Below are 23627 nucleotides of genomic sequence, written 5' to 3' on the forward strand. Positions count from 1 at the left end.
AGGCCGCGATCCCACTGGCCACCACACCGATGATCACCAGCGGCGCCGCGCCGCCCTGCGCCGCGGCCTTGAACACGGCGAGCTTGCTGACAAACCCGCTCGTCAGCGGGATGCCGGCGAAGGCCAGCAGGAACATCGAAAACATCACGCCCACAATCGGTGAGCGCTGCCCGAGTCCCGCCCAGTGCGACAGGGTGGCGTCCTCGACGCCGTCGGCGTCGCGGATCAGGCTCACGATGGCGAACGCGCCGACGGTGCTGAAGCTGTAGGCGAGCAGGTAGAACAGCGTGGACGAGAGGCCCGCCTGGTTGTCGGCGATCACGCCGGTGAGGATGAACCCGACATGGGCGACCGAGGAGTAGGCGAGCATCCGCTTGACGTCGGTTTGGTTCACCGCGGTGATGGTTCCGACCGCCATGGTGAGGATCGAGATGGTCCACAGCACCGGACGCCATTGATCGTGTAGAGGTGGCAGCGCGACGTAGACCACCCGCAGCAGCGCGCCGAAGGCCGCGACCTTGGTGGCTGCCGCCATGAACCCGGTGATGGGGGTGGGCGCGCCCTGGTAGACGTCCGGGATCCACGAATGGAACGGCACGGCACCCACTTTGAACAGCAGGCCGACGGACAGCAGTGCGACACCGACCAACGCCATCGAGGTGTCCCCGTGCGCCGCCAGCGCGTCCCGGATGCCGGTCAGCAGCAGCGTGCCGGTCGCGCCGTACAGCAGCGCCACGCCGTACAGGAAGAACGCCGATGAGAAGGCGCCCAACAGGAAGTACTTCATCGCCGCCTCCTGCGACAGCAGGCGCCGGTGCCGGGCCAGGCCGCACATCAGGTACAGCGGCAGCGAAAGAACTTCGAGCGCAACGAACATCGTCAACAGGTCATTGGATGCGGGGAAGACCATCATGCCGCCGACGGACAGCATGGCCAGCGGGAACAGCTCTGTCTGTGCGGCCCCGGCCCGCTCCGCGTCACGCTCGGCGTCGCTGCCCGGGACCGCGGACGCCTGCGGGGTGAAGGAATCCAGGCCGACCGGTCCGGCGGCGCCCACCCCGGCAACGATCTTGCTGTCCGCCTTGGCTTGCGTGCGTTCGGCCATGAAGATGACCGCCAGCACCGCGACCAGCAGCACCGTGCCCTGCAGGTAGAGGGTCGGCCGGTCGACGGCCATCGCGCCGAGCACCGTCGCGCGGCCGGAGGCCGGGACGGAGCGGCTCACCGCGATCACCGCGACGAAGGCGGCGACGCAACCGGCCAGGGCCAGCGTCACCTGGGCGCCATATCGAATCCGCCTGGGCAGGAAAGCTTCCGCGAGGACGCCGACCACGGCGACGCCGAACACGATGAGCGTCGGGCAGAGCAGGAAGTACTCGATGCTGGGGGTGGGGAGGGTCATTATCGCGGTCCTTCGGCTGTCCGGGGTGCGCGGTTGACCGCCGGCACGCTCGGCGCGGGATCATGCTGACCGATGGTGGTCATGGTGTTCTCGACGGCGGGGTTGATGATGTCCAGCACCGGCTTCGGGTAAACCCCGAGGACGAACAGCAGCGCGATCAACGGTGCGACGACGAGCAATTCACGCGCCCGCAGGTCGCCGATCTTCTCGTTGCCGGTCGCCACCGGTCCGGTCATCATCCGCTGGTAGAGCCACAGCATGTAGATGGCGGACAGCACCAGCGCGGTGACGCCGAAGGCGGCGGCCAGCCAGTACCGGTTGAAAGTGCCCAGCAGGACCAGGAACTCGCTGATGAATGGCGCCAGGCCGGGCAGCGACAGGGTGGCCATGGCCGAGACGAGGAACGTCCCCGCCAATATCGGCGCCACCTTCTGCACCCCGCCGTAATCGGCGATCTTCCGGCTGCCGTGCCGGGATATCAGGAAGCCCGCGATCAGGAACACCGCCGCCGTGGACAGCCCGTGGTTGAGCATGTACAGCGTCGACCCGCTCTGCCCCTGGCTCGTCATCACGAAGATGCCCAGAATGATGAACCCGAAGTGCGAGATCGAGGTGTAGGCGATCAGGCGCATGATGTCGGTCTGCCCGATGGCCACGACCGCGCCGTAAATGACACCGATGACGGCCAGCACGACGATCAGCGGCCGGAAATAGGTTGAGGCGCCGGGGAACAGCTGCAGGCAGTAGCGCAGCATGCCGAAGGTGCCGACCTTGTCCATCACCGCCATCATCAGCACCGCGGTGGCCGGGGTGGCCTCCACCGCGGCGTCGGGCAGCCAGCGGTGGAACGGCCACAGCGGCGCTTTGATGGCGAAGGCGAACATGAAGCCCAGGAACAGCGCCTTGAACACCGCGGAGTCGGCACCGTAGCGGCCGGAGGCGACGCCGGCGACGATCTCCCGGAAGTCGAACGTTCCCGAACCGTGCTGTGCGGTCACCACATACAGCCCGATCACGGCGGCGAGCATGATCAGCCCACCGAACAGGTTGTACAGCAAGAACTTCACCGCCGCGCGTGACCTGCCTGCCCCACCGCCGAAGCCACCGATCAGGAAGTACATCGGGATGAGCATGGCCTCGAAGAAGACGTAGAAGAGCAGTACGTCCAGCGCGACCACCGAGATCAGCACCATCGACTCGATGGCCAGCGTCAGCGCGACGTAGGCGTGCACGCCGCGAGGGCTGCGTTCGCCGCTGTGCGACGGGTCGTCACCATCTCCGTCGTTCCAGCCGGCCACCTGCAGCACCGGGATCAGCACCGCGGTGAGCAGCACCAGCACCACGGCGATGCCGTCGACGCCGAGCGAGTAGGTGGCGCCGAACGCCGGTATCCAGGAATGACTTTCGACGAACTGGTAGGTGGTGCCACCGGACTTGAAGCCGAGGGTGACGACGACCGCGACCGCCAGCGTCAGGACGCCGAAGACCAGGCCCGTCCACTTGGCGAGCCGGCGCAGTCCCGGCGGCAGCAGGATGACCAGCACCGAGCCGGCCAGCGGCACCAGCCACAGGATGCTGAGCCACGGAAGGTTCTTCACCACAGTTTCACCGCCAGGATCAGCGCGACCACCAGGACCGCGCCCGTCAGCATCGACAATGCGTAGTTGCGGGCGAAGCCGGTTTGCAGCCCCCGCAGGCGATTCGAAGTTCGGCTTACCAGCGCGGCGAGCGCGTTGACGGAGCCGTCCACCCCGGCGTTGTCGACGTCGACGAGCGCTTGGGTCAGTTCGGCGCCGGGGCGCATGAACACCTCCTCGTTGAAGGCGTCGCCGTAGAAGTCCCTGCGGGCGGCCGTGGTGAGCGGTGACACCGCAAGCGGCGCCACCCTGGGGATTTCGGCTTTCGCGTACAACCGGTAGGCCACCGCGATCCCGATGATGACCACGCCCAGCGCCAGGGCGGTGTTCGCCCAGGCGGGGAAGGCGTGGGTCACCTCTTCGTGCTTCCCGACGACCGGCTCGAGCCAGCGTTGCAGGGTGCCCCGCCACGCCAGCAGGCCACCGGAGAACACCGAGCCGACAGCGAGCAGGATCATCGGCCAGGTCATCAGGCCGGGTGCCTCGTGGGGATGGGTACTTGGCGCCCAACGCTTTTTGCCGAAGAAGGTCATCAGCATCACGCGGGTCATGTAGAACGCGGTGACGCCCGCACCCAGCAGCGCGGCCCCGCCCAGCACATAGCCGCGGACGCCTCCGGCGCCCAGTGCCGCCTCGATGATGGCGTCCTTGGAGAAGAAGCCCGCGAACGGCGGCACGCCGATGATCGCCAGATACCCGAGGCCGAAGGTGGCGAAGGTGATCGGCAGCGCCGCGCGCAGGCCACCGTAGCGGCGCATGTCCTGTTCCTCGTGCATCGCGTGGATCACCGCGCCGGAGCCGAGGAACAAACCCGCCTTGAAGAAGCCGTGGGTGAGCAGATGCATGATGGCGAACGCGTAACCGGCCGGGCCCAATCCCGCGGCCAGCACCATGTAGCCGATCTGGCTCATCGTGGAAGCCGCCAGCGCGCGCTTGATGTCGTCCTTGGCGCAGCCGATGAACGCACCGAGCAACAACGTGACGGCGCCGACGACCACGACGGCGGTTTGCGCATCCGGCGCCAGGTTGTAGAGCGGGTTGGACCGCACGATGAGGTAGACGCCGGCGGTCACCATGGTGGCGGCGTGGATCAGCGCGGACACCGGGGTGGGGCCCTCCATGGCGTCACCAAGCCAGGCCTGCAGCGGGACCTGAGCCGACTTGGCGCAGGCACCCAGCAGCAGCAGCAACCCCATCGCCGTCAGCGCGCCGCGCCCAGCGGCGGGTGCGCCGGCGAACACCCCAGCGTAGGACAGCGTGCCGAAGGTGCTGAACATCAAGAACATTCCCAGGGCCAGCCCGGCGTCCCCGACGCGGTTCATCACGAATGCCTTCTTGGCGGCGGTCGCGGCCGTGGGTTTGTGGTACCAGAACCCGATCAGCAGGTAGGAGGCGAGGCCCACCCCTTCCCAGCCGACGTAGAGGACCACGTAGTTGTCGGCGACCACCAGCAGCAGCATCGAGGCGAGGAACAGGTTGAGGTAGCCGAAAAATCTTCGGCGGTCCGGATCTTCGGCCATGTAGGCGACCGAATAGATGTGGATCAGCGACCCGACGCCCGAGATCAGCAGCACGAAACAGACCGAGAGCTGGTCGATCTGCAGGCCGAGGTCCACCTGCAGTTGGCCGACCGGGATCCAGGTGAACACCGTCTGGTGGATCACGCGGTCGTCCGCGCCGCGGCCGAGCAGCTCGTTCAGCAGGCTCAGGCCGACGCCGAACGCCGTGAGGGCGGTGGCGCAGCCCAGCCAGTGGCCCCAGGCGTCGGTGCGTCGCCCGCCGAACAACAGGATCGCGGCACCCGCCAGCGGCAGTGCCACCAGCAGCCAGGTGTAGTGAGTCATGTTGGCCCCATATTGGCGATGTCAGCCTTTGAGTAGGTTCGCGTCGTCGACCGACGCCGATTTGCGGGCACGGAAAATCGTCATGATGATCGCCAGGCCGACGACGACCTCGCACGCGGCCACCACCATCGTGAAGAACGCGATCATCTGCCCGTCCAGGTGGCCGTGCATCCGCGCGAACGTGACGAACGCCAGGTTGACCGCGTTCAGCATCAGCTCGACGCACATGAACATCACGATGGCGTTGCGTCGCAACAGCACACCCGAGGCCCCGATGGTGAACAGCAGGGCCGAAAGGTAAAGGTAATTGGCCGGATTCATGAGGTGCCGCCTTGGGTTAGGGAGGGGCTCGCCTCACGGGAGGGAGTTTGCTTACCGTCAGCGCCGCGGCTGCGCAAGATAGGCGACACCGACAGCTCCGAGTACGAACCGTCCGGCAGCAGCGCGGCCACGTCGACGGCGTTGTGGCGCGCGTAGACGCCGGGGCTGGGCATCGGGGTGGGGTGCCGACCGGACTGGAACCTCTCCTGCGAGAGCTCCCGCTGCGTCTTGCGGCGCTCGAAGCGCTCGCGATGTGCCAGCACCATCGCCCCAATGGCCGCGGTGATCAGCAGCGCGCTGGTGAGTTCGAACGCCCAGACGTACCGGGAGAAGATCAGCGCGGCAAGCCCTTCCACGTTGCCGTTCGCGTTGGCGGTGGTCAGCCCCGCGAAGCCGCCGGTCGCGGCGGCGCCGATGGCGGCGATCAGCAGGACGCCGAAACCCACGCCGGCCAGGACGGCGGCGATGCGCTGGCCGTGCAGCGTCTCCTTCAGAGATTCCGCGGAGTCCACGCCGATCAGCATCAGCACGAACAGGAACAGCATCATCACCGCGCCGGTGTAGACCACGACCTGGACGACGCCCAGAAACAGCGCGTCCTGAATCATGTAGAACACCGCGAGGATGATCATCGTCATCGCGAGGAACATCGCCGAGTACACGGCGTTGACCGCGAGCACCACCCCGATCGCCCCGATCAGCGCCAGGGCTCCCAGCACCCAGAACGTCACCGCCTCGCCGGTGGAGGTGCGGACGATCGTCTCCGAAGCCAGATTCGAAGCCAGGAGCTGGCCGGTCACCCCAGTCACCGGGATTCCCCGGCCTTCTCGGCTTCGCGCAGGCCATGCGCGGTGACGTTGCCCTGGTAGTAGTCCTTGTCGGTGGCGCCCGGCGCCCGGGGGTGCGGCGGCGCGAGCATGTCTTGCAGCAGCGGCGCCAGCAGCCGGTCCTTTTCGTAGATCAGGTCGGCGCGGTTGTCGTCGGCCATCTCGTAGTCGTTGGTCATCGTCAGCGCCCGGGTCGGGCACGCCTCGATGCACAGGCCGCAGCCGATGCAACGCAGGTAGTTGATTTGATAGACCCGGCCGTAGCGTTCCCCGGGCGAATACCGGAGCTCCTCGGTGTTGTCCGCGCCCTCGACGTAGATCGCGTCGGCCGGGCAGGCCCAGGCGCACAGCTCGCACCCGATGCATTTCTCCAGGCCGTCGGGGTAACGGTTGAGCTGGTGACGGCCGTGATAGCGCGGCGCGACGGGGCCCGGCTTCTCCGGATACTCCTCGGTGACATGCCTTTTGAACATCGAGCCGAACGTCACGCCGAATCCGGCCACGGCATCCAGGAACTTAGCCACGTGCTTTCTCCTTGCTCGCGGCCGCCAGGGACTTCATCGGCAGCGGCGGTGTCGGGAATACCGGTGTGGGGGACTGCCCGGCAGGCAATTGCTTGGCCTCGCGGCGGAGCTGTCGCTCCAGCGCGCGAATACTGGGCGTGGCGAACGGTTTTCGCAACAACAGCACCAGCGCCGTCGCGAACACGATGCTGCAGGCGACCAGCAGCGGGGTCCAGTGCGCGTACCCCTGGTTCTGCAGGGTGCGAATCACCGCCGCGATCAACACCCAGACCAGTGAGGCCGGGATCAGCAGCTTCCAGCCCAGCCCCATGAACTGGTCGTAGCGCAGCCGGGGCAGCGAGGCCCGCAGCCAGAAGTAGATGAAGAGGAACGTCCACATCTTGGCGGTGAACCAGAGCAGCGGCCACCACCCGGTGTTGGCGCCGGCCCACATGTTGATGGGCCAGGGCGCATGCCAGCCGCCGAAGAACAGGACCGTCGCCAGGGACGAGACCGTCATCATGTTGACGTACTCGGCCAGCATGAACATCGCGAACTTCAGCGACGAGTACTCGGTGTGGAAGCCGGCGACCAGCTCACCCTCGGCCTCGGGCAAATCGAATGGCGCGCGGTTGGTTTCACCGACCATGGAGATCAGGTAGATGACGAACGACGGCAACAGCAGGAACACGTACCAGACCCGGTCCTGCGCCGCGACGATCTGCGACGTCGACATCGAGCCGGCGTAGAGGAACACCGCCGCGAACGACAGCCCCATCGCCACCTCGTAGGAGATGACCTGCGCGGTGGAGCGCACCCCGCCCAGCAGCGGGTAGGTCGACCCGGACGCCCAGCCGCCCAGCACGATGCCGTACACGCCGATCGCCGAGAGCCCCAGGATGAACAGCACCGCCACCGGGAGGTCGGTCAGCTGGAGCGGAGTGCGGTGCCCGAACACCGACACCACCGGCCCGAACGGGATGAACGCGAACGCGGTGAACGCGGGGATGGTGGAGATGACCGGCGCCGCGAAGTAGACGAACTTGTCGACGCCGCCCGGCGTGATGGTTTCCTTGAGCGCCAGCTTGATTCCGTCGGCCAGGCTCTGCAGGACGCCCCACGGCCCCGCGCGGTTCGGTCCGGGCCGCAGTTGCATCCAGCCCAGGATCTTGCGCTCGAGCAGGATCGCGACCAGCACGTTGAGCATGAGGAACACGAAGATGGCCAGCGCCTTGCCCAGCACCAGCCACCAGGTGTCGTGTCCGAAGACGGTCAAGGAGTTCGTCGTCATGAGCCCACTCCGATTTTCACTGTGCTGCCCAGGGTTACGCCCAGCTGTCGGTGGACGGCGCAACCCGGGGAGTTCAGCGGGAGCCACACCACCCGGTCGGGCATGTCGGTGATGATCAGCGGCAGGCTGATCGATCCGCGCGCCGTGCTGACGGTGACCGCGTCACCGTCGGCGGCGCCGATCTCGGCGGCCGTGTCGGCCGACAGCCGCAGCGCGGGCTTGCGCGCGGTCCCGGCCAGATGCGGCTCGCCGTCCTGCATCCGGCCGTTGTCCAGCAGCATCCGCCACCCGGTCAGCACCGCTTGTCCTTTTTCGGGCCGGTTCCCGGACGGGGCCGCGACGGCCGGGGCTGTCGCCCAACCGCCGTCCCAGGTGCCCAGCGCGGAGAGTTCGGCGCGGGCCGCCGAAGCGGTCGACAGCCCCAGATAGACGCCCATCTCGTCGGCCAGCGCGTCGAGCACTTGGTGATCGGACTGGCTGGCTTGCTCACTGCTCCAGCGCAGCGCCGGTTCGAACGGGCGGTAGCGCCCCTCCCAGTTGACGAAGGCCCCTGCCTTCTGCGCCGTCGGCGCGACGGGGAACACCACGTCGGCGCGGTCGGTGACGGCGCTGCGCCGCAGCTCCAGGCTCACCACGAATCCGGCGGAGTCCAGCGCGGCCAGCACCGCTTCGGGATCGGCGAAGTCGTCGGGTTCGACACCGCCGACCAACAGGGCGCCCAGCGTCCCGTCGGCGGCGGCGGCCAGGATGCCGTCGACGTCACGCCCTGCGGTGGAAGGCAATTCGGAGACGTGCCACGCCGCGGCGATCTGCGCGCGGGCGGTCTCGTCGTCGAGGGGGCGGCCACCCGGCAGCAGGGCGGGCAGCGCGCCGGCCTCCAGCGCGCCCCGCTCGCCGGCTCGGCGTGGCACCCACGCCAGCCGGGCACCGGTGGCGTCCGCGAGCCGGGCGGCGGCGGACAATCCGCCGGGCACCGTGGCCAGGCGTTCGCCGACCATGATGACCGCGCCGGCGGTGGACAGCAGGTCGCCCACCTCTCCCGTGGCCAGCCCGTCCAGCGCCGCCGCTTCGGTACCCGGAACGGTTTTGATGAGCCGCCCGGACATCTTCACCAGCGCCCGGGTGGCGAACGGCGCAACCGCGTACACCGGTAGCCCGTGCTTGCGGGCGGCCTTGCGCAGTCGCAGGAACACGATGGGCGACTCGTCTTCGGGCTCGAACCCGACCAGCACCACCACCGGAGCCGATTCCAGATCGGCGTAGCTGACGTCGCGCCGGCCGGCGATGCGTGACGCCAGGAAGTCGGCTTCCTCGGCCGAGTTCGGGCGAGCGCGGAAGTCAATATCGTTGCTGTCCAGCACGATTCGGGCGAACTTGGAGTACGCGTAGGCGTCTTCCAAGGTGGCCCGGCCGCCGACCAGCACACCGGTGCGCCCGCGCGCCGCCTCGAGGCCCCGAATCGCCGTTGCCATCGCGTGCGACCACGACGCGGGCACCAGCGTGCCGTCCGCGTCGCGAATCAGGGGAGTGCTGATCACGTCCGGCTGGGTCGCGTAGGTGAACGCCCACCGGCCCTTGTCGCAGTTCCACTCCTCGTTGACTTCCGGGTCGTCGCCGGCCAGCCGGCGCAATACCTTGCCGCGGCGGTGGTCGGTGCGCTGGGCGCACCCGGACGCGCAGTGTTCGCAGACGCTGGGGCTGGACACCAGGTCGAAGGGGCGGGCCCGGAAACGGTAGGCCGTTCCGGTCAGCGCGCCGACCGGGCAGATCTGCACCGTGTTGCCCGAAAAGTACGAGTCGAACGGCTCATTGGCGTAGATGCCGACCTGCTGCAGGGCGCCGCGCTCCTGCATGTCGATGAAGATGTCCCCGGCGATCTGCTCGGAGAACCGCGTGCACCGGGCGCACAGGATGCAGCGCTCGCGATCCAGCAGCACCTGCGCGGAGATGTTGATCGGCTTGGCGAAGGTCCGCTTGACGTCGGTGAAGCGGGAATCGGCACGGCCGTTGGACATCGCCTGGTTCTGCAGCGGGCACTCGCCGCCCTTGTCGCACATCGGGCAGTCCAGCGGGTGATTGATGAGCAGCAGCTCCATCACACCGTGCTGGGCCTTGTCGGCGGCTTCCGACGTGAGCTGCGTGCGCACGACCATGTCGTCGGTGGCGACGGTGGTGCATGATGCCATCGGCTTGCGTTGCCCCTCAACCTCAACCAGGCACTGCCGGCACGCGCCGACCGGCTCGAGCAGCGGATGGTCGCAGAACCGCGGGATCTGGATACCCATCAACTCGGCCGCACGGATCACCAATGTGCCTTTGGGCACGCTGATTTCGTTGCCGTCGATGGTCAGCGTGACCATCTCCGGCGGACGTACCTCGTCTCCGGTCTCGGTTTTGGCGGCACTGGTCAAAGTGTCAGGCCTTTCCGTTCAGCATGGAATCTCGGGGGTCGAATGGGCAGCCACCGTCTTCGACGTGCGCCACGTATTCGTCGCGGAAGTACTTGATCGACGACATCACCGGGCTGGCGGCGCCATCGCCCAACGCGCAGAAGGACTTTCCCAAGATGGTGTCGGAGATGTCCAACAGCTTGTCGATGTCCTCGTTGGTGCCCTTGCCGGTTTCCAGCCGCTCGTAGATCTGGTCCAGCCAGAAGGTGCCCTCCCGGCAGGGAGTGCATTTCCCGCACGATTCGTGTTTGTAGAAGTACGTCCAGCGGCGCACGGCTCGCACCACGCAGGTGGTCTCGTCGAAGATCTCCAGCGCCTTGGTGCCCAGCATGGAGCCGACCGCGCCCACGCCCTCGTAGTCCAACGGCACGTCGAGGTGCTCGTCGGTGAGCAGCGGGGTGGACGACCCGCCGGGCGTCCAGAACTTCAGTCGGTGCCCGGCCCGCACCCCGCCGGCGTAGGCGAGCAACTCGCGCAACGTGATACCCAGCGGCGCCTCGTACTGGCCGGGCCGGGCGACATGCCCGGACAGCGAATACAGCGTGAAGCCAGGCGATTTCTCACTGCCCATCGATCGGAACCAGTCGACACCGTTGAGGACGATGGGCGGCACGCTGGCGATCGTCTCGACGTTGTTGATCACCGTGGGGCAGCCGTAGAGTCCCGCCACCGCGGGGAAGGGCGGCCGGAGCCGCGGCTGGCCCCGCCGGCCTTCCAGCGAATCCAGCAGCGCGGTCTCCTCGCCGCAGATGTACGCGCCGGCGCCCGCGTGCACCACCAGCTCCAGGTCGAAGCCGGACCCGTTGATGTCGCGGCCCAGGTATCCGGCGGCGTAAGCCTCGGCCACCGCGTTCTGCAGGCGGCGCAGCACCGGCAGAACTTCCCCGCGCACGTAGATGAACGCGTGGCTGGCCCGGATCGCGTAGGCGGCGATGATGACGCCCTCGACGAGCACGTGCGGCGTCGCCAGCATCAATGGAATGTCTTTGCACGTACCGGGTTCCGACTCGTCGGCGTTGACCACCAGGTAGTGCGGTTTGGCGGCCGCGCCGGTGTCGCCCTGCGGGATGAACGACCACTTCGTTCCGGTCGAGAAGCCGGCGCCACCGCGCCCGCGCAACCCGGAGTCCTTGACCATGGCGATCACGTCGTCGGGCGCCATCGCCAGCGCCTTCTTCATCCCCTCGTAGCCGTCGTGACGGCGGTACGTCTCAAGGGTCCACGACTCGGGATCGTCCCAGAACCGGCTGATGACCGGGGTGAGCGGCGTGGCCTGCGAGCTGGTCATGACTGGCCTCCCGGCGGGGTGGGCGCCCGCATGCCGTTTTCCTTCGCCACCTTCAGCCCCGCCAGCGTGGCCTCACCCGCACCGCCCTGACCCTGGTCGGGGCGCTCGTCGGGCAGGCCGGCCAGGATGCGTGACGTCTCGCGGAAGGCGCACAGCGGGGCGCCGCGCGTGGGCGGCTTGGGCGTGCCCGAGCGCAACGAGTCGACGAGCTCGCGGGCCGACTCCGGTGTCTGGTTGTCGAAGAACTCCCAGTTGACCATCACCACCGGCGCGTAGTCGCAGGCGGCGTTGCACTCGATGTGTTGCAGGGTGACGGAGCCATCGTCGGTTGTCTCGTCGTTGCCGATGCCCAAATGTTCCTTCAGGGCGTCGAATACGGCGTCGCCGCCCATGATGGCGCACAGCGTGTTGGTGCAGACACCGACCAGGTAATCGCCGGTGGGTCCGCGGCGATACATCGTGTAGAAGCTCGCCACCGCCGACACCTCGGCACCGGTCAGGCCCAGCTGCTCACCGCAGAACTCCAAACCGGCCGGGGTCAGGTAGGAGTCCTCGGCCTGCACCAGGTGCAGCAACGGCAGCAGCGCCGAGCGCTTATTGGGGTAGCGGCCCATGATCTCCTTGGCGTCGACCTCCAGCCGCGCCCGCACTTCGGCCGAATACGATTGCGGCGCACCCTCAACCACGAACGCGTTGGGTTCCTCCGGCGGTGGTCCGAGCCGGATGAACACCGGCTGTCCTTGGGGGCCGGTCACCGATCCACCCCGCCCATGACCGGGTCGATGCTGGCGACCGCGGTGATCAGGTCGGCCACCATCCCGCCCTCGCACATCGCGGCGACCGACTGCAGATTGGTGAACGAGGGGTCCCGGTAGTGCACCCGGTAGGGGCGGGTGCCGCCATCGCTCACCATGTGCACGCCCAGCTCCCCGCGCGGTGACTCCACCGCGGTGTAGACCTGGCCCGCCGGAACCCGGATGCCCTCGGTGACCAGCTTGAAGTGGTGGATCAAGGCCTCCATCGAGCCGCCCATGATCTTGGCGATGTGCTCCTGTGAGTTACCCATCCCGTCCGGGCCCACCTTCAGGTCGGCCGGCCAGGCGATCTTGCGGTCCTCGATCATGGTCGGGCCCGGCTTCAACTTGTCCAGACACTGCTCGACGATCTTGATCGACTCCCACATCTCGTTCACGCGAATCATGTAGCGCCCGTAAGCATCACACGTGTCGGCGGTCATCACGTCGAATTCGTAGTTTTCATATCCGCAGTACGGTTCGCTCTTGCGCAGATCGTGTGGCAACCCGGTGGCGCGCAGAATCGGCCCGGTGATGCCGAGCGCCATGCAACCGGTCAGGTCCAGGTAGCCGATGTCCTGGGTGCGGGCCTTCCAGATGGCGTTCTCGTTGAGCAGACCGCCCATTTCGCGCAGCACCTGGCGCAGCGGCTTGAGGGCTTCGGCGATGTCTTTCTCCGCGCCCGGCGGCAGATCCTGCGCCACGCCGCCCGGCCGGATGTAGGCGCTGTTCATCCGCAACCCGGAGATCTTCTCGAACAGGGTCAGCACGATCTCGCGGCCGCGGAAACCGACGAACATCGGGGTCATGGCGCCCAATTCCATGCCGCCGGTGGCGAGTGCGACCAGATGCGAGGAGATCCGGTTGAGCTCCATCATCATCACCCGGATGACGTTTACCCGCTCCGGTATCTGATCGGTGATGCCGAGCAGTTTCTCCACGCCCAGGCAGTACGCGGTCTCGTTGAAAAACGGTGACAGGTAATCCATTCGGGTCACGAAGGTGACCCCCTGCGTCCAGTAGCGATATTCGAGGTTCTTCTCGATCCCGGTGTGCAGGTAGCCGATTCCGCAGCGAACCTCTGTGACCGTTTCGCCCTCGATCTCCAGGATCAGCCGCAACACCCCGTGGGTGGACGGGTGCTGGGGACCCATGTTGACGACGATCCGTTCGCCGGGGTCCGCCTTGCGGGCGGCCTCGACGATCTGTTCCCAGTCCTGTCCGCCGGCGACCAAGACGGTCTCCGGGCCTTCCGGGCCGCCGCCGTCGTGCGTCGAGTCGGTGATTGTGCTCATCAGTTGTACGCTCTCCGCTCGTCGGGCGGGGGAATCTGGGCTCCCTTGTATTCCACCGGGATGCCGCCGAGGGGGTAGTCCTTGCGCTGCGGGTGGCCATGCCAGTCGTCGGGCATCTCGATGCGGGTCAGCGACGGGTGCCCGTCGAAGATGATGCCGAAGAAGTCGTAGGTTTCGCGCTCGTGCCAGTCGGTGGTCGGGTAGACCCCGAACAGCGAAGGGATGTGCGGATCGCTGTCCGGCGCAGCCACTTCCAGGCGGACGCGGCGATTGTGTGTGATCGACTGCAACGGGTACACCGCGTGCAGTTCGCGATCGGTCTCGTGGGGGTAGTGCACCCCGCTGACACCCAGACACATCTCGAAACGCAGCCCCGGCTCATCGCGAAGATGCTGGGCGACCCGGGGCAGCGCCTCGCGGCGCACGTGCAGGGTCAGCTCGTCGCGGTACACCACGACTTTCTCTATCGCATCGGAGAATTCGACGCCCGCGCTTTTCAATGCCTCGGCCAGCGTGTCGACCACCTCGTCGAAGTAGCGGCCGTAGGGTCGGGGGCTGCTGCCGGGAAGCATGACCTCGCGCACCAGGCGCCCGTAGCCGGACGTGTCGCCCGAGCCCTTGGCGCCGAACATGCCGCGGCGCACGTCGATCACTTCTTCGTCGGCCTGGCTGATCGCCTCTTGGGGGTTTTGGTCGGGCGAGCTCATCGCAGCAGCCCGCGCATCTCGATCGTGGGCCGGGCCGACAGCGCCGCCTGCTCGGCCTCGGCGATGGCTTCTTCGCGGTTGACCCCCAGCGGCATCTGTTGAATCTTCTCGTGCAGCTTCAGGATTGCGTGCAACAGCATCTCCGGCCGCGGCGGGCAACCGGGCAGGTAGATGTCCACCGGCACCACGTGGTCCACGCCCTGCACGATCGAGTAGTTATTGAACATCCCGCCGGACGACGCACACACGCCCATGGCCAGCACCCACTTCGGCTCGCCCATCTGGTCGTAGATCTGGCGCAGCACCGGCGCCATCTTCTGGCTTACGCGGCCGGCGACGATCATCAGATCGGCCTGCCGCGGCGTCGCCGAGAATCGCTCCATGCCGAACCGCGCGATGTCGAATCTTGGCCCGGCGGTTGCCATCATCTCGATGGCACAGCACGCCAACCCGAACGTCGCCGGCCACAAGGAGTTCTTGCGCACGTAGCCGGCGACCTTTTCCACCGTTGACAGCAGAATCCCGCCGGGGAGCTGTTCTTCGAGACCCACGTCTACCTCAATCCCACGTCAGGCCGCCGCGGCGCCACACATAGGCGTACGCCACGAAGACCGTGAGCATGAACACCACCATCTCGACCAACGCGAACGTTCCCAGCGCGTCGTAGCTGACCGCCCATGGATACAAGAACACGATTTCGATGTCGAAGACGATAAAAAGCATTGCGGTCAGGTAATACTTCACCGGGAACCGCTGGCCGCTCGCCGCGTGCGGGCCGCTGACCGGACTGTCGGTGGGCTCGATCCCGCACTCGTAGGGCGCCATCTTCGACTTGTTGTAGCGCGTCGGGCCGGCCAGGCTCGCGATCACCACCGATCCCACCGCGAAGGCCGCGGCTATCGCTCCGAGCACCAAGATGGGTATGTAGACGTTCAACTCGTCCAAGATCTCCTCGTACGGGCCGCCGGTGCGGCGGCCGGGCGGGGGCCGGGCTGCTGTGATGTACCCGGACTGCGGGCCACCACAGTGACCTTCACAACATAGCGTCGCGAAGACGGCTGTGTTTTGTCGGGGTGGGGCTATTCGCTTCGTTTTTGTGTCGCCGCAACCGGATGGCACGCCGCCACGGCCGGTCGGCGGAGTGCCAACGCCGGTTTCGCACCCGTCGTTAGGGTGGTGATCGCGGTATTGCCGCAGGTGAAAGGGCTAGCGCGTGGGAGTGCGGAGCAGTCCGAGCACCGTGCGGCCCAGCACGATGGGATCGAGGGGATGCGGCACCGCGGCTTCGGCGCGCGACCAGTTCGCCAGCCAGGCGTCGTCCGGGCGGCCGGTGAGCACCAGGATCGGTGGGCACGTGGCGAGTTCGTCTTTGAGCTGTTTGGCGATTCCCATGCCGCCGGTGGGGGTGGCTTCCCCGTCGAGAATGGCCAAGTCGATGCCGCCCTCGTCCATCTGGCGTACCACCATCGGGGCGGTCGCCACCTCGAGGTAGGTCAGCTCGGGCAGGTCCGGATGCAGATGCTTGCCCAGCGCCCGGATGACTTGTTCGCGGGTCTTGGCGTTATCGCTGTAGACCAGGATCCGCAGGGCAACGCTGGATTCGGGGCTGGAGTCCGACACGGTGCAGATGCTACTGGTGTCGCACCGGCTTCACTGGGCAGCCCGCACGAAGACGGCTTCGGCCGCCGCCTTCGCCGTCGAGCCGATCATGCCGAGCCGGTTCCAGCCCAGGTCGAACTGGGTGCGGTCCACCTTGGTTTCCCCGGCGATCCGGATCGAGCCGTCATCGAGCTCGGTGATCGTGGCGGGCAGGGGCAGCGGCGCGGTGATGCCCTTGATGGTGAAGGCGGCGCGGAGGTCTGCGGCCTTGCCTTTGGTCGGGTGGACCGCGGTGACGACGACGCTGATTTCACCGAAGCGCTCGACGTCGAAGAAGTCGGCCGAGCGCAGGTGCTTGTCACGACGGCCGATCCCGGTGTCCAGGGAGGCGGTGCGGACGTCGAGCCGGCCGAAAACCGCCCCCTTCGCCGTCAGTTGGCCGTCACCGCTGAATTCGGTGAAGCGGCCCTTGACGTTCAGCAGGCCCCACATATTTCTGACCTTGAAGGTGATCTCCGAGCGGTCGGGGACGAGGGTCCATACGCCGGCCAGGTCGGGATCGTTCAGAAGCGTTTCCAAAGTCGTCATCTGCACCCCCATCTCTCGTGGCGAATCTAACGCCTAGTCCATCAACGGCGCGATCTCGGCGGGGTCGAAGTACTCGTCGATCCGGTCGAGCCGGCCGTCGCTGCCCACCCTGATCACGATGCAGACCCGCATCGAGATCGATTGGCCGGCACGACCGGTGGCGTGCAGGATGTGCTGCTGGACGAAGCCGCCCTCGAAGAACCGCCGGTCCAGGATCTCGTAACGGCGTTCGGTGGTCGCGGTGATGAACCAGTCGATGACCCGCAGCGCGCGGGCCTTGCCGTCATCGCGCCGCGCGCCGACTCGCCACACCGCGATGTCGTCGCTCCACATCCGGTCAACCGCCGCGAAGTCGCCCTTTTCGATCGCCGCGAATAGGCGGTCTGCCGCGTCGGCAACGATTTCCGGGCTCGCACCGGCCATGCTCGCTCCTATTCTTCGGTGTCTTCGTCGTCGTATCCGGGGTGGGCCGCTGCCAGCCGGCGGCGCACCAGGGTGCGCAGGCAGGCGGTGACCTCCATGGCCCGGCCGTCCATCGCGCCGGCCCGGATCGCGGCGGCCAGCTCCTCCTCGTCGGCGAACCCGAGCTCGGCCAGCGCAGCAGCGGATTCGGCCTCGCTCTCGTCGAGCAGTTCGCGCTCGACGATGCGCAGCGCGTTGGCGGCCACCCTGGCGTGGAAGTTGACCTGCCCGCTGGTCGCGGCCCGAACGTCGGTCTCCAGGAATTCGGCCACCGCGGCCACCAGTTCGGCGGCGAGCGGGCGGCCGTACGGGCCGATCATCAGAGGTCCCCCGATTGCCTGGCTTCTCCTAGCGCCGCTGCGCGGCGCGCATCGTCGCCCGGCGCTCCTTCGAGTAGGTCCAGCAGGTCCCATTCGGTCTCGCACACGCGCCGGCCGATCGTGGCCAGCTCCACCGAGCGGAACTGACCGGTCAGGTGCCGCTCCGCCTGGTAGCGGCAGATGACGCCCCATCGCAGCGTGGCCAGCACCAGCCACCAGTGAAAGGCCCGCCGGTCGACGCCGGTCCCGCCGGCCTGCTCGTAGTCGCGCAGGAAGCTTTCGATGCTGCCGAGGCCGCCGGCGCCGAGGCTGGCCGGGGCCCCGAAGCGCCAGGCGCGGATGCAGAACCAGGCGAGGTCGTCGTACGGGTCGCCGCGGTGTACCAGTTCCCAGTCGAGGACGGCGGCGAGGCAGGACCCGTCGACGATGAGGTTTCCCATCCGGTAGTCCCCGTGCACCAGAACGTCCGCCGACGGCTCGGGCCGGTTGGCGCCCAGCCAGCGAAACGCCCATTCGAAGGTGGCCGTGGTGTCACCCATGGCGTCGAGCCGCTCGCGCCACTGCGTCAGCGGATCCTCGCGGGTTAGACCGGGAATGTCCGGGTCGGCGCGGTGGATGGCCGCCAGGGCCTGCGCGCATTGCCGCAGCAGCTCCCCGCGGGCCGCTTGCCCGCCCCCGGCGTCGAGCTGACGCTGAATTCGCCGGACGATCGTCTCGCCCGCGATCTCGTCGCAGATCAGAAACGGATTGCCCAGGGCGGCTGGCGAATCGTCGGCGATGAGGACGTGGGGGACGGGTGCGCCGGCCGCCGCGGCGGCGGCCTGGGCGCGCGCCTCCAGCTCCATGCCGGCGTGCACGTCGTCGGGCGCGCCGGTGCGCAGGATCAGCGCGTGGTGTCGCTCGCCGGCGACGGCGTCGAAGGCCCACGTGGAGCGGCTGGCGCCGCCGGTCAACGCGCGCAGGTTCTCAACCGCCACATCGGCACCGAGGACCGGCGCCAGCACCGCGGCGAGCTGTGGGGCCAACTGCTCGGTCGATGTCACTTGCCAAACTTAAACAGCCGCTGCGCCACCCGGCGAATCTGGATCTCCTCCGCTCCCTCGGTGATCCGGTAGCGACGGTGATGGCGATAGATGTGCTCGAACGGCTCGTGCCGGCTGTAGCCGAGGCCACCGAAGATCTGCATGGCCCTGTCGGCGGCGTCGCAGACGAGTCGGTTGGCGCGGTAGTTGGCCATCGACACCTTGTCCGAGACCTCCATGTGGTGGTCGCGGTCCAGATGCCAGGCGGCATAGGCCACCAGCAGCCGCACCATCTGCGCTTCGGTCTGCAATTCGGCCAGCGGCCATTGCACGGCCTGGTTGACCGACAGCGGTTTGCCGAAAACGGTCCGGTTGCCGGCGTATTCGGCGGCGCGGTCGATGCAGTACTGGGCCGCGCCCAGGCTGCTGGCCGCCTGCCGAATCCTGTTCTCGTGCAGGAACGTCTGCGCGACCTCCAGACCGCGGTCGACCTCGCCGAGCACCGCATCGGCGGGCACCCGGACGTCGGTCAACTGGACTTCGCCGTGGTCGGTCGGCATGTTGAACGTCCACCAGTAGTAGGGGACGGTGAACCCGGGCGCATCGGTCGGCACCAGGAACGCCGTGATGCCCCGCGCCTGGCCCGGCTCACCGGAGGTGCGCGCGAACACCAGGTCGTGGGTCGCGCGGTGCACCCCGGTGTTGAACCGCTTGGCGCCGTTGATCACCCACCCGTCGCCGTCGGCCTGCGCGCGCGTCTCCAGCCACGTCGCGTCCGAGCCGTGCTGGGGCTCGGTCAGTCCGAACGCCATCGAACGTTCCCCGGTGATCAGCGCTTCGGACCAGAGCCGTCGCTGCTCGTCGGTGCCGAACCGCTCCATCATGATCACCTGCGGGAAGTTGCCGACGATCGAGGATTCGTTCTGCAGGTCGTTGTGCAGGCCGAGGCCCTTGTGCGCCAAGTGCTCCCGGATGACGGCCATGTCGACGTTGGTGCCGTCCCGGCCGCCCAGCGACGCCGGCAGCCCGTACCGCAGCCAGCCCGCCTTGTCGGCCCGCCTGCGCATCTCGGCGAGCAGATCCTCCCATTCGCGCGTCGGGATGCCGTCGTTGTCCCAGTCGGTGCGGGCGTGTTCGCGGCGCTTGTCGAAGTACTGGATGTGGTCGCGCTCCAGCGGTTTGATCTCCGTCTCGATAAACTCGTCCATTTGAGCGAGCAGGCCCGGAAGGTGTTCGGGGAGTGTGAAATCCACAGTTTTCTCCTTTGCAAGGGCTTACGCGCCGTAGAGGGTTTTCTTCCAGATCGTCGACAGGGTGGCGATGGCGTCGGAGTCGCTGATCTTGATGCCCAGGTTGGAGGGGCCGACGAAGACGGTGGTGAAGTTCTCGAACAGCAGGGCGATGGCCGCTGCGGTGTGTTGCGGGTCGAGCTCGGTTCCGTAGCCCTGCTCCTGGGCGCGGCGGACCGACGCGGCGACGATGTCCATGCCGAAGCGGCGGAATTCGTTCTGCACGGCCGCGAAGCGTCGCTGGGTGGCGGCCAGCTGGGCCACGGCGATCATGATGCCGATGTTCTGCTTGAACATGTTCCAGTACCCGGTGACCACCGAGGTGAAGAAGGCGTCGTCCTCCGCAGAGTCCGGTAACTCGAGGCTCAGCCCCGACGGTGTCACGACATCGTGCAGGAAGGACTCGGCGAGGGCGGCGAGCAGTTCTTCCTTGTCGGCGAAGTACCGGTAGAACACCGCGGGCGACTTGCCGGCCGCCGACGTGATGTCGGCCAGCGTGGTCCCGTGAAAGCCGCGCTCGGCGAACAGCTTCCGGGCGGCCAGCTCGATGGCCTGCCTGGTCTGGCGGCCCTTCGCGGTACGCGCCTCCGGCGCGGGCATCAGGCTCGCATCCGGTCGCCGGCCCGCAGCAGGGCGCTCGGCAGGTCATGGCCGACAACGGATTTGGCGACGTCGGCCGCGGCGATGGCGGCCTGCAGGTCGACGTCGACGTCGATGCCGCTGTCACGCAGCAGGTAGACCAGGTCCTCGGTGGCGATGTTGCCGGTGGCACCCGGCGCGAACGGGCAGCCGCCCAGCCCGCCGACCGAGGAATCCAGCCGGGTCACCCCGGACCCGACCGCGGCGTAGGCGCTGGCCAGACCGGAGCCGCGGGTGTTGTGGAAATGCCCGCCCAGCGGCAGGTCGCCGATCATTGGGCGCAGTTGTGCGATCAGCGAACTCACGCGCCCCGGGGTGGTGGTGCCGATCGTGTCGGCGATGGACAGGCGGTCGGCGCCGCGTTCGCGGGCGGCCGCGGCGATGTCGAGCACCCGCTCGGGCGGGGTGGGACCCTCGAACGGCGAGTCCCACGCGGTGGCGATGATCACTTCGACGGTGACGTCTGCGCCGTGCGCGATCGCGACGATCTCGTCGATCGCCTTGGTGGCCTCGGCGCTGGTCCGCCCGACGTTCGCCTGACTGAACGTGTCGTCGGCGGCGACCACGTACTCGATCGAGCGCAGGCCCGCCGCAACGGCCCGCTTGGCTCCGTTCGGACTGGCCACCAGGGCGGAGAACTCGATGTCGGGGTAGTCGTGCAGGTGGGCCGCAAGCTCCGCGGCGTCGGCCATCGACGGCACCTTCGAGGGCGAGACGAACGCCGTGGCCTCCACCTCGCGGACCCCGGTCGCGGCGACCGCGGCCAGCAGTTCGAGCTTGGCCGACAACGGAATCGGCGTTTCGATCTGCAGGCCGTCGCGCAGCGCCACCTCGCGGATTTGCACGTGCGTCATACCACCTCCTCGGCCCGTAACTCCTCGAGCTCCGCAGCGGTCTTGCCGAGCAGCCCGATGTAGACGTCGTCGTTGTGCTGGCCCGGGCGGGCGGGCCCGGCGTTGCGCACGCGGCCCGGCGATTCCGACAGCACCGGCACGATGCCCGGCCCCAGGACGTCCCGGCCGAGCCGTTCATCGAAATGTTCGACCAGCATGCCGCGGGCGCGCAGCTGCGGGTCGTTGATCACCTCCGCGACCGTGTTGATCGGCCCGGCGATCACCCCTGCGGCGCTGAGGGTTTCGATGATGTCGCCGGGCTGGCGTTCCGCGGCCCAGGCGCCGATGATCTCGTCGAGTTCATCCTGATTGCGGCCGCGCGCGCCGTGCGTGGCGAACCGGTCGTCGGCGGCCAGCTCCGGGCGCCCCATCGCCTTGCACAGCCGGGCGAAGACGGTGTCCTGGTTGGCGGCGATCACCACCCACGAGCCGTCGGCGCTGCGATAGATGTTGGAAGGCGCGATGCCCTCCAGCCGGGTGCCCGAAGGCCCGCGCACCACACCGCTCAGGTCATAGTCGGGGATGGTGGATTCCTGGACGGCCAAACAGGATTCGGTCAGCGCGACGTCCACCACCTGGCCGCGTCCGGTGATGCTGCGACGGTACAACGCCGCCATCGCCCCTTGCGCGCCGAACATGCCGGCCAGGGTGTCACCCAGCGAGAGTGCCAGCCTGGGCGGCGGGCCGCCCGGGAAACCGTTGAGATAGCGCAGCCCGCTGGCCGCCTCGGCCACCGAGGCATACCCCGCCTTGTGCGCGTCGGGGCCGGTCTGGCCGTAGCCGGACACCCGAACCAGGATGATGCCCGGGTTGCGGGCGCTCAGCACGTCGTAACCCAGGTCCCATTTTTCCAGCGTCCCCGGGCGGAAGTTCTCCACGATGATGTCGGACTTCTCGACGAGGTCGCAGAAGAGTTCGCGGCCACGTGGCCGGCGCAGGTCGAGGGTGATCGCTCTCTTGTTGCGCGCGTGCACCGTCCAGAAGACGTGCTGCCCGTCGAGCTCGGCCTGGCCCCAGGTGCGCAACGGGTCCGGGGCGCCGGGGGGTTCCACCTTGATGACGTCGGCGCCCATGTCGCCGAGTAGCCGCCCGGCGAAGGGGCCCGCGATCAGAGTGCCGAGTTCGAGCACCCGGATGCCGTCCAGCGGCCCCGCCGCCGCGCTCATTCTTTGTCCGCGAAGTCGTGGCGGACCAGCCAGTCGGTGACGATGTCGACGGCAGCGCGCAGCTTGTCGCGCTGATCGGGGCCCGCGTAATAGTGGGTGGCGCCGGGGATTTCGTGCATCTCCTTGTCGTGATGGCCGATCGCGTTGTAGAGCCGCCGGGTGTGGCTGGGCGTGCAGGCGTCGTCGGCGAGGTTGCCGATGACCAGCGCGGGGATTGCGATGTCGGCGCCGCAGGCCACCCCGTCGCCGCGGGCCTCGTCGTAACTCCATTGCGAGAGCCAGCCGCGCAACGTGGAGAAGCGCGCCAACCCGACCGGGCTCATGTTCACCACCTGAGGATCCCCCAGGTAACACGTTCCCGGGGTGCGTTCGTTGGGATCGACGGTCGGGTCCAGCCAACGCGGGTCGGCCATGGTGCCGTGCACGACGAAACAGAACTCCTCGTCCGGACGTCCGGCGGCCCGCAGTTCGGCGAGTTTGTCCTTGACCCACGCGGTGATGCGCCGGTTGCGTTCGATCTGCGCGTTGCGGTAGCGGGCCAGGAATTCCTGGGTGTAGGGCGGCTGGTTCGGGTTGTTCGGGTTGTACAGGTCCAACTCGGGATCGCGCTTGGTGGGGTCGGATTCGTCGAGGATCGACGCGTCGAGCCATTCGGTGAGCGTGCCGTGTCGGCTGATGTGCGCCGCCAACAGCATGATTCCGTCGGCGGCGGGCAGGTCCAGGGCGGTCAGGTCGGGGCCGTCGCCGGACGGGCTCGAGGTGATGGTGGGGTGCTGGGCCTGCTGCTGGTAGAACATCGACAACGAGCCGCCGCCGCTCCAGCCGGCCAGTACCACCTTCTGGTAGCCCAGCCGCTTCTTGGCGTCCTTGATGCACTCGCCGAGATCCTCGACCACCTTCTCCATCAGCAGCGCCGAGTCGGTGCCGCGGAACCTGCTGTTGCAGTAGATGACATGATGGCCGGCCCGGGCCAGCGCGTTGATCATCGGCAGGTAGGCCCCGCCGCCGATCGGGTGCATGAAGACGAGCACGGTGTCCGACGGCTTGTCTATGGGCTTGAGCAGGTAGCTCTCCAGCACGGTGATCTCGGCCAGGCCGCCGTACACGTCGCGGACGGCGGAATTGTTCTGGAAGGCAACGAGATAGGGGATGCGTTCGTATTCGTGGCGGGTCGTCATGCTCAGTGTTGTCCTAGGTCGTGCGCCAGCACCTCGGCCGACGGGGTCAGACGCCGGCGGGTGTCGACGGCGATCACTTGCCAATCGACGCGGGAGTACTCGTCGAACTTGC

General features: G+C 67.7%; 23 protein-coding genes and 1 pseudogene. All 24 read right to left on the reverse strand.

Going from position 1 to position 23627, the window contains the following annotated elements:
* Positions 1-1402 (reverse strand): NADH-quinone oxidoreductase subunit NuoN (gene nuoN / locus A5711_RS01690; protein WP_067943454.1); only part of this gene is annotated, 1402 nt, incomplete at its 3' end.
* Positions 1402-3000, reverse strand: coding sequence for an NADH-quinone oxidoreductase subunit M (locus A5711_RS01695; RefSeq protein WP_197501013.1), 1599 nt, complete (start codon positions 2998-3000; stop codon positions 1402-1404). The genes A5711_RS01695 and nuoN, both read right to left, overlap by 1 nt.
* The gene (nuoL, locus tag A5711_RS01700) at positions 2997-4883 is read right to left on the reverse strand and encodes an NADH-quinone oxidoreductase subunit L (protein ID WP_067943458.1); all 1887 of its coding nucleotides are present in this window, start codon (positions 4881-4883) and stop codon (positions 2997-2999) included. The genes A5711_RS01695 and nuoL overlap by 4 nt, the downstream gene beginning before the upstream one ends.
* Positions 4884-4904: 21 nt before the next feature.
* Complete coding sequence (nuoK, locus tag A5711_RS01705; RefSeq protein ID WP_007168303.1) at positions 4905-5204, reverse strand: NADH-quinone oxidoreductase subunit NuoK; 300 nt, start codon at positions 5202-5204, stop codon at positions 4905-4907.
* Positions 5201-5989 (reverse strand): NADH-quinone oxidoreductase subunit J, encoded by a 789-nt coding sequence (locus tag A5711_RS01710; RefSeq protein ID WP_067943484.1) that lies wholly within the window; start codon positions 5987-5989, stop codon positions 5201-5203. Before A5711_RS01710 ends, nuoK begins: the two co-directional genes overlap by 4 nt.
* Before the next feature lie 20 nt (positions 5990-6009).
* Positions 6010-6576 (reverse strand): annotated as a pseudogene (gene nuoI, locus A5711_RS01715) (NADH-quinone oxidoreductase subunit NuoI); the annotation flags it as partial.
* A complete protein-coding gene (gene nuoH, locus A5711_RS01720; RefSeq protein WP_067943486.1) occupies positions 6548-7810 on the reverse strand; it encodes an NADH-quinone oxidoreductase subunit NuoH in 1263 nt (420 codons plus the stop codon). The pseudogene nuoI and the gene nuoH, both read right to left, overlap by 29 nt.
* A gap of 11 nt (positions 7811-7821) precedes the next feature.
* Complete coding sequence (locus A5711_RS01725; RefSeq protein ID WP_067943461.1) at positions 7822-10236, reverse strand: NADH-quinone oxidoreductase subunit G; 2415 nt, start codon at positions 10234-10236, stop codon at positions 7822-7824.
* A gap of 4 nt (positions 10237-10240) precedes the next feature.
* Complete coding sequence (gene nuoF, locus A5711_RS01730) at positions 10241-11563, reverse strand: NADH-quinone oxidoreductase subunit NuoF (protein WP_067943462.1); 1323 nt, start codon at positions 11561-11563, stop codon at positions 10241-10243.
* Entirely contained in the window at positions 11560-12318 is a 759-nt protein-coding gene (gene nuoE / locus A5711_RS01735) for an NADH-quinone oxidoreductase subunit NuoE (protein WP_067943463.1), read from the reverse strand. The genes nuoF and nuoE overlap by 4 nt, the downstream gene beginning before the upstream one ends.
* Complete coding sequence (nuoD, locus tag A5711_RS01740) at positions 12315-13652, reverse strand: NADH dehydrogenase (quinone) subunit D (protein ID WP_067943464.1); 1338 nt, start codon at positions 13650-13652, stop codon at positions 12315-12317. Before nuoD ends, nuoE begins: the two co-directional genes overlap by 4 nt.
* On the reverse strand, positions 13652-14359 hold the full coding sequence (locus tag A5711_RS01745) for an NADH-quinone oxidoreductase subunit C (RefSeq protein ID WP_067943465.1): 708 nt from the start codon (positions 14357-14359) through the stop codon (positions 13652-13654). The genes nuoD and A5711_RS01745 overlap by 1 nt, the downstream gene beginning before the upstream one ends.
* A complete protein-coding gene (locus A5711_RS01750; protein ID WP_067943467.1) occupies positions 14356-14910 on the reverse strand; it encodes an NADH-quinone oxidoreductase subunit B family protein in 555 nt (184 codons plus the stop codon). The genes A5711_RS01745 and A5711_RS01750 overlap by 4 nt, the downstream gene beginning before the upstream one ends.
* Before the next feature lie 7 nt (positions 14911-14917).
* Positions 14918-15295, reverse strand: coding sequence for an NADH-quinone oxidoreductase subunit A (locus tag A5711_RS01755; protein WP_067943488.1), 378 nt, complete (start codon positions 15293-15295; stop codon positions 14918-14920).
* A 270-nt stretch (positions 15296-15565) separates the two neighbouring features.
* Positions 15566-15979, reverse strand: coding sequence for a response regulator transcription factor (locus tag A5711_RS01760; protein WP_046185372.1), 414 nt, complete (start codon positions 15977-15979; stop codon positions 15566-15568).
* A gap of 30 nt (positions 15980-16009) precedes the next feature.
* Entirely contained in the window at positions 16010-16546 is a 537-nt protein-coding gene (locus A5711_RS01765) for a YceI family protein (RefSeq protein ID WP_067943491.1), read from the reverse strand.
* A 33-nt stretch (positions 16547-16579) separates the two neighbouring features.
* Positions 16580-16969: a nuclear transport factor 2 family protein gene (locus A5711_RS01770; protein WP_067943469.1), complete on the reverse strand. Its 390-nt coding sequence runs from the start codon at positions 16967-16969 to the stop codon at positions 16580-16582.
* An 8-nt stretch (positions 16970-16977) separates the two neighbouring features.
* Positions 16978-17328, reverse strand: a complete 351-nt coding sequence (locus A5711_RS27400; RefSeq protein WP_067943471.1) for a DUF6285 domain-containing protein — start codon at positions 17326-17328, stop codon at positions 16978-16980.
* Positions 17328-18371, reverse strand: coding sequence for a phosphotransferase family protein (locus A5711_RS01780; protein ID WP_067943473.1), 1044 nt, complete (start codon positions 18369-18371; stop codon positions 17328-17330). Before A5711_RS01780 ends, A5711_RS27400 begins: the two co-directional genes overlap by 1 nt.
* Positions 18368-19603 carry an acyl-CoA dehydrogenase family protein gene (locus A5711_RS01785; RefSeq protein WP_067943475.1) on the reverse strand — a complete coding sequence of 412 codons (1236 nt, stop codon included), beginning with the start codon at positions 19601-19603 and terminating at the stop codon, positions 18368-18370. Before A5711_RS01785 ends, A5711_RS01780 begins: the two co-directional genes overlap by 4 nt.
* Before the next feature lie 21 nt (positions 19604-19624).
* Positions 19625-20239 (reverse strand): TetR/AcrR family transcriptional regulator, encoded by a 615-nt coding sequence (locus A5711_RS01790; protein WP_082975625.1) that lies wholly within the window; start codon positions 20237-20239, stop codon positions 19625-19627.
* Entirely contained in the window at positions 20239-21132 is an 894-nt protein-coding gene (locus A5711_RS01795; RefSeq protein WP_067943479.1) for a hydroxymethylglutaryl-CoA lyase, read from the reverse strand. The genes A5711_RS01790 and A5711_RS01795 overlap by 1 nt, the downstream gene beginning before the upstream one ends.
* Positions 21129-22337: a CaiB/BaiF CoA-transferase family protein gene (locus A5711_RS01800; protein WP_067943481.1), complete on the reverse strand. Its 1209-nt coding sequence runs from the start codon at positions 22335-22337 to the stop codon at positions 21129-21131. Before A5711_RS01800 ends, A5711_RS01795 begins: the two co-directional genes overlap by 4 nt.
* Positions 22334-23515 (reverse strand): S9 family peptidase, encoded by a 1182-nt coding sequence (locus A5711_RS01805; RefSeq protein WP_067943483.1) that lies wholly within the window; start codon positions 23513-23515, stop codon positions 22334-22336. The genes A5711_RS01800 and A5711_RS01805 overlap by 4 nt, the downstream gene beginning before the upstream one ends.
* Positions 23516-23627 lie beyond the last annotated feature (112 nt).

This window comes from Mycobacterium sp. E2238 (assembly GCF_001672665.1).
In the GTDB taxonomy this organism is placed as follows: domain Bacteria; phylum Actinomycetota; class Actinomycetes; order Mycobacteriales; family Mycobacteriaceae; genus Mycobacterium.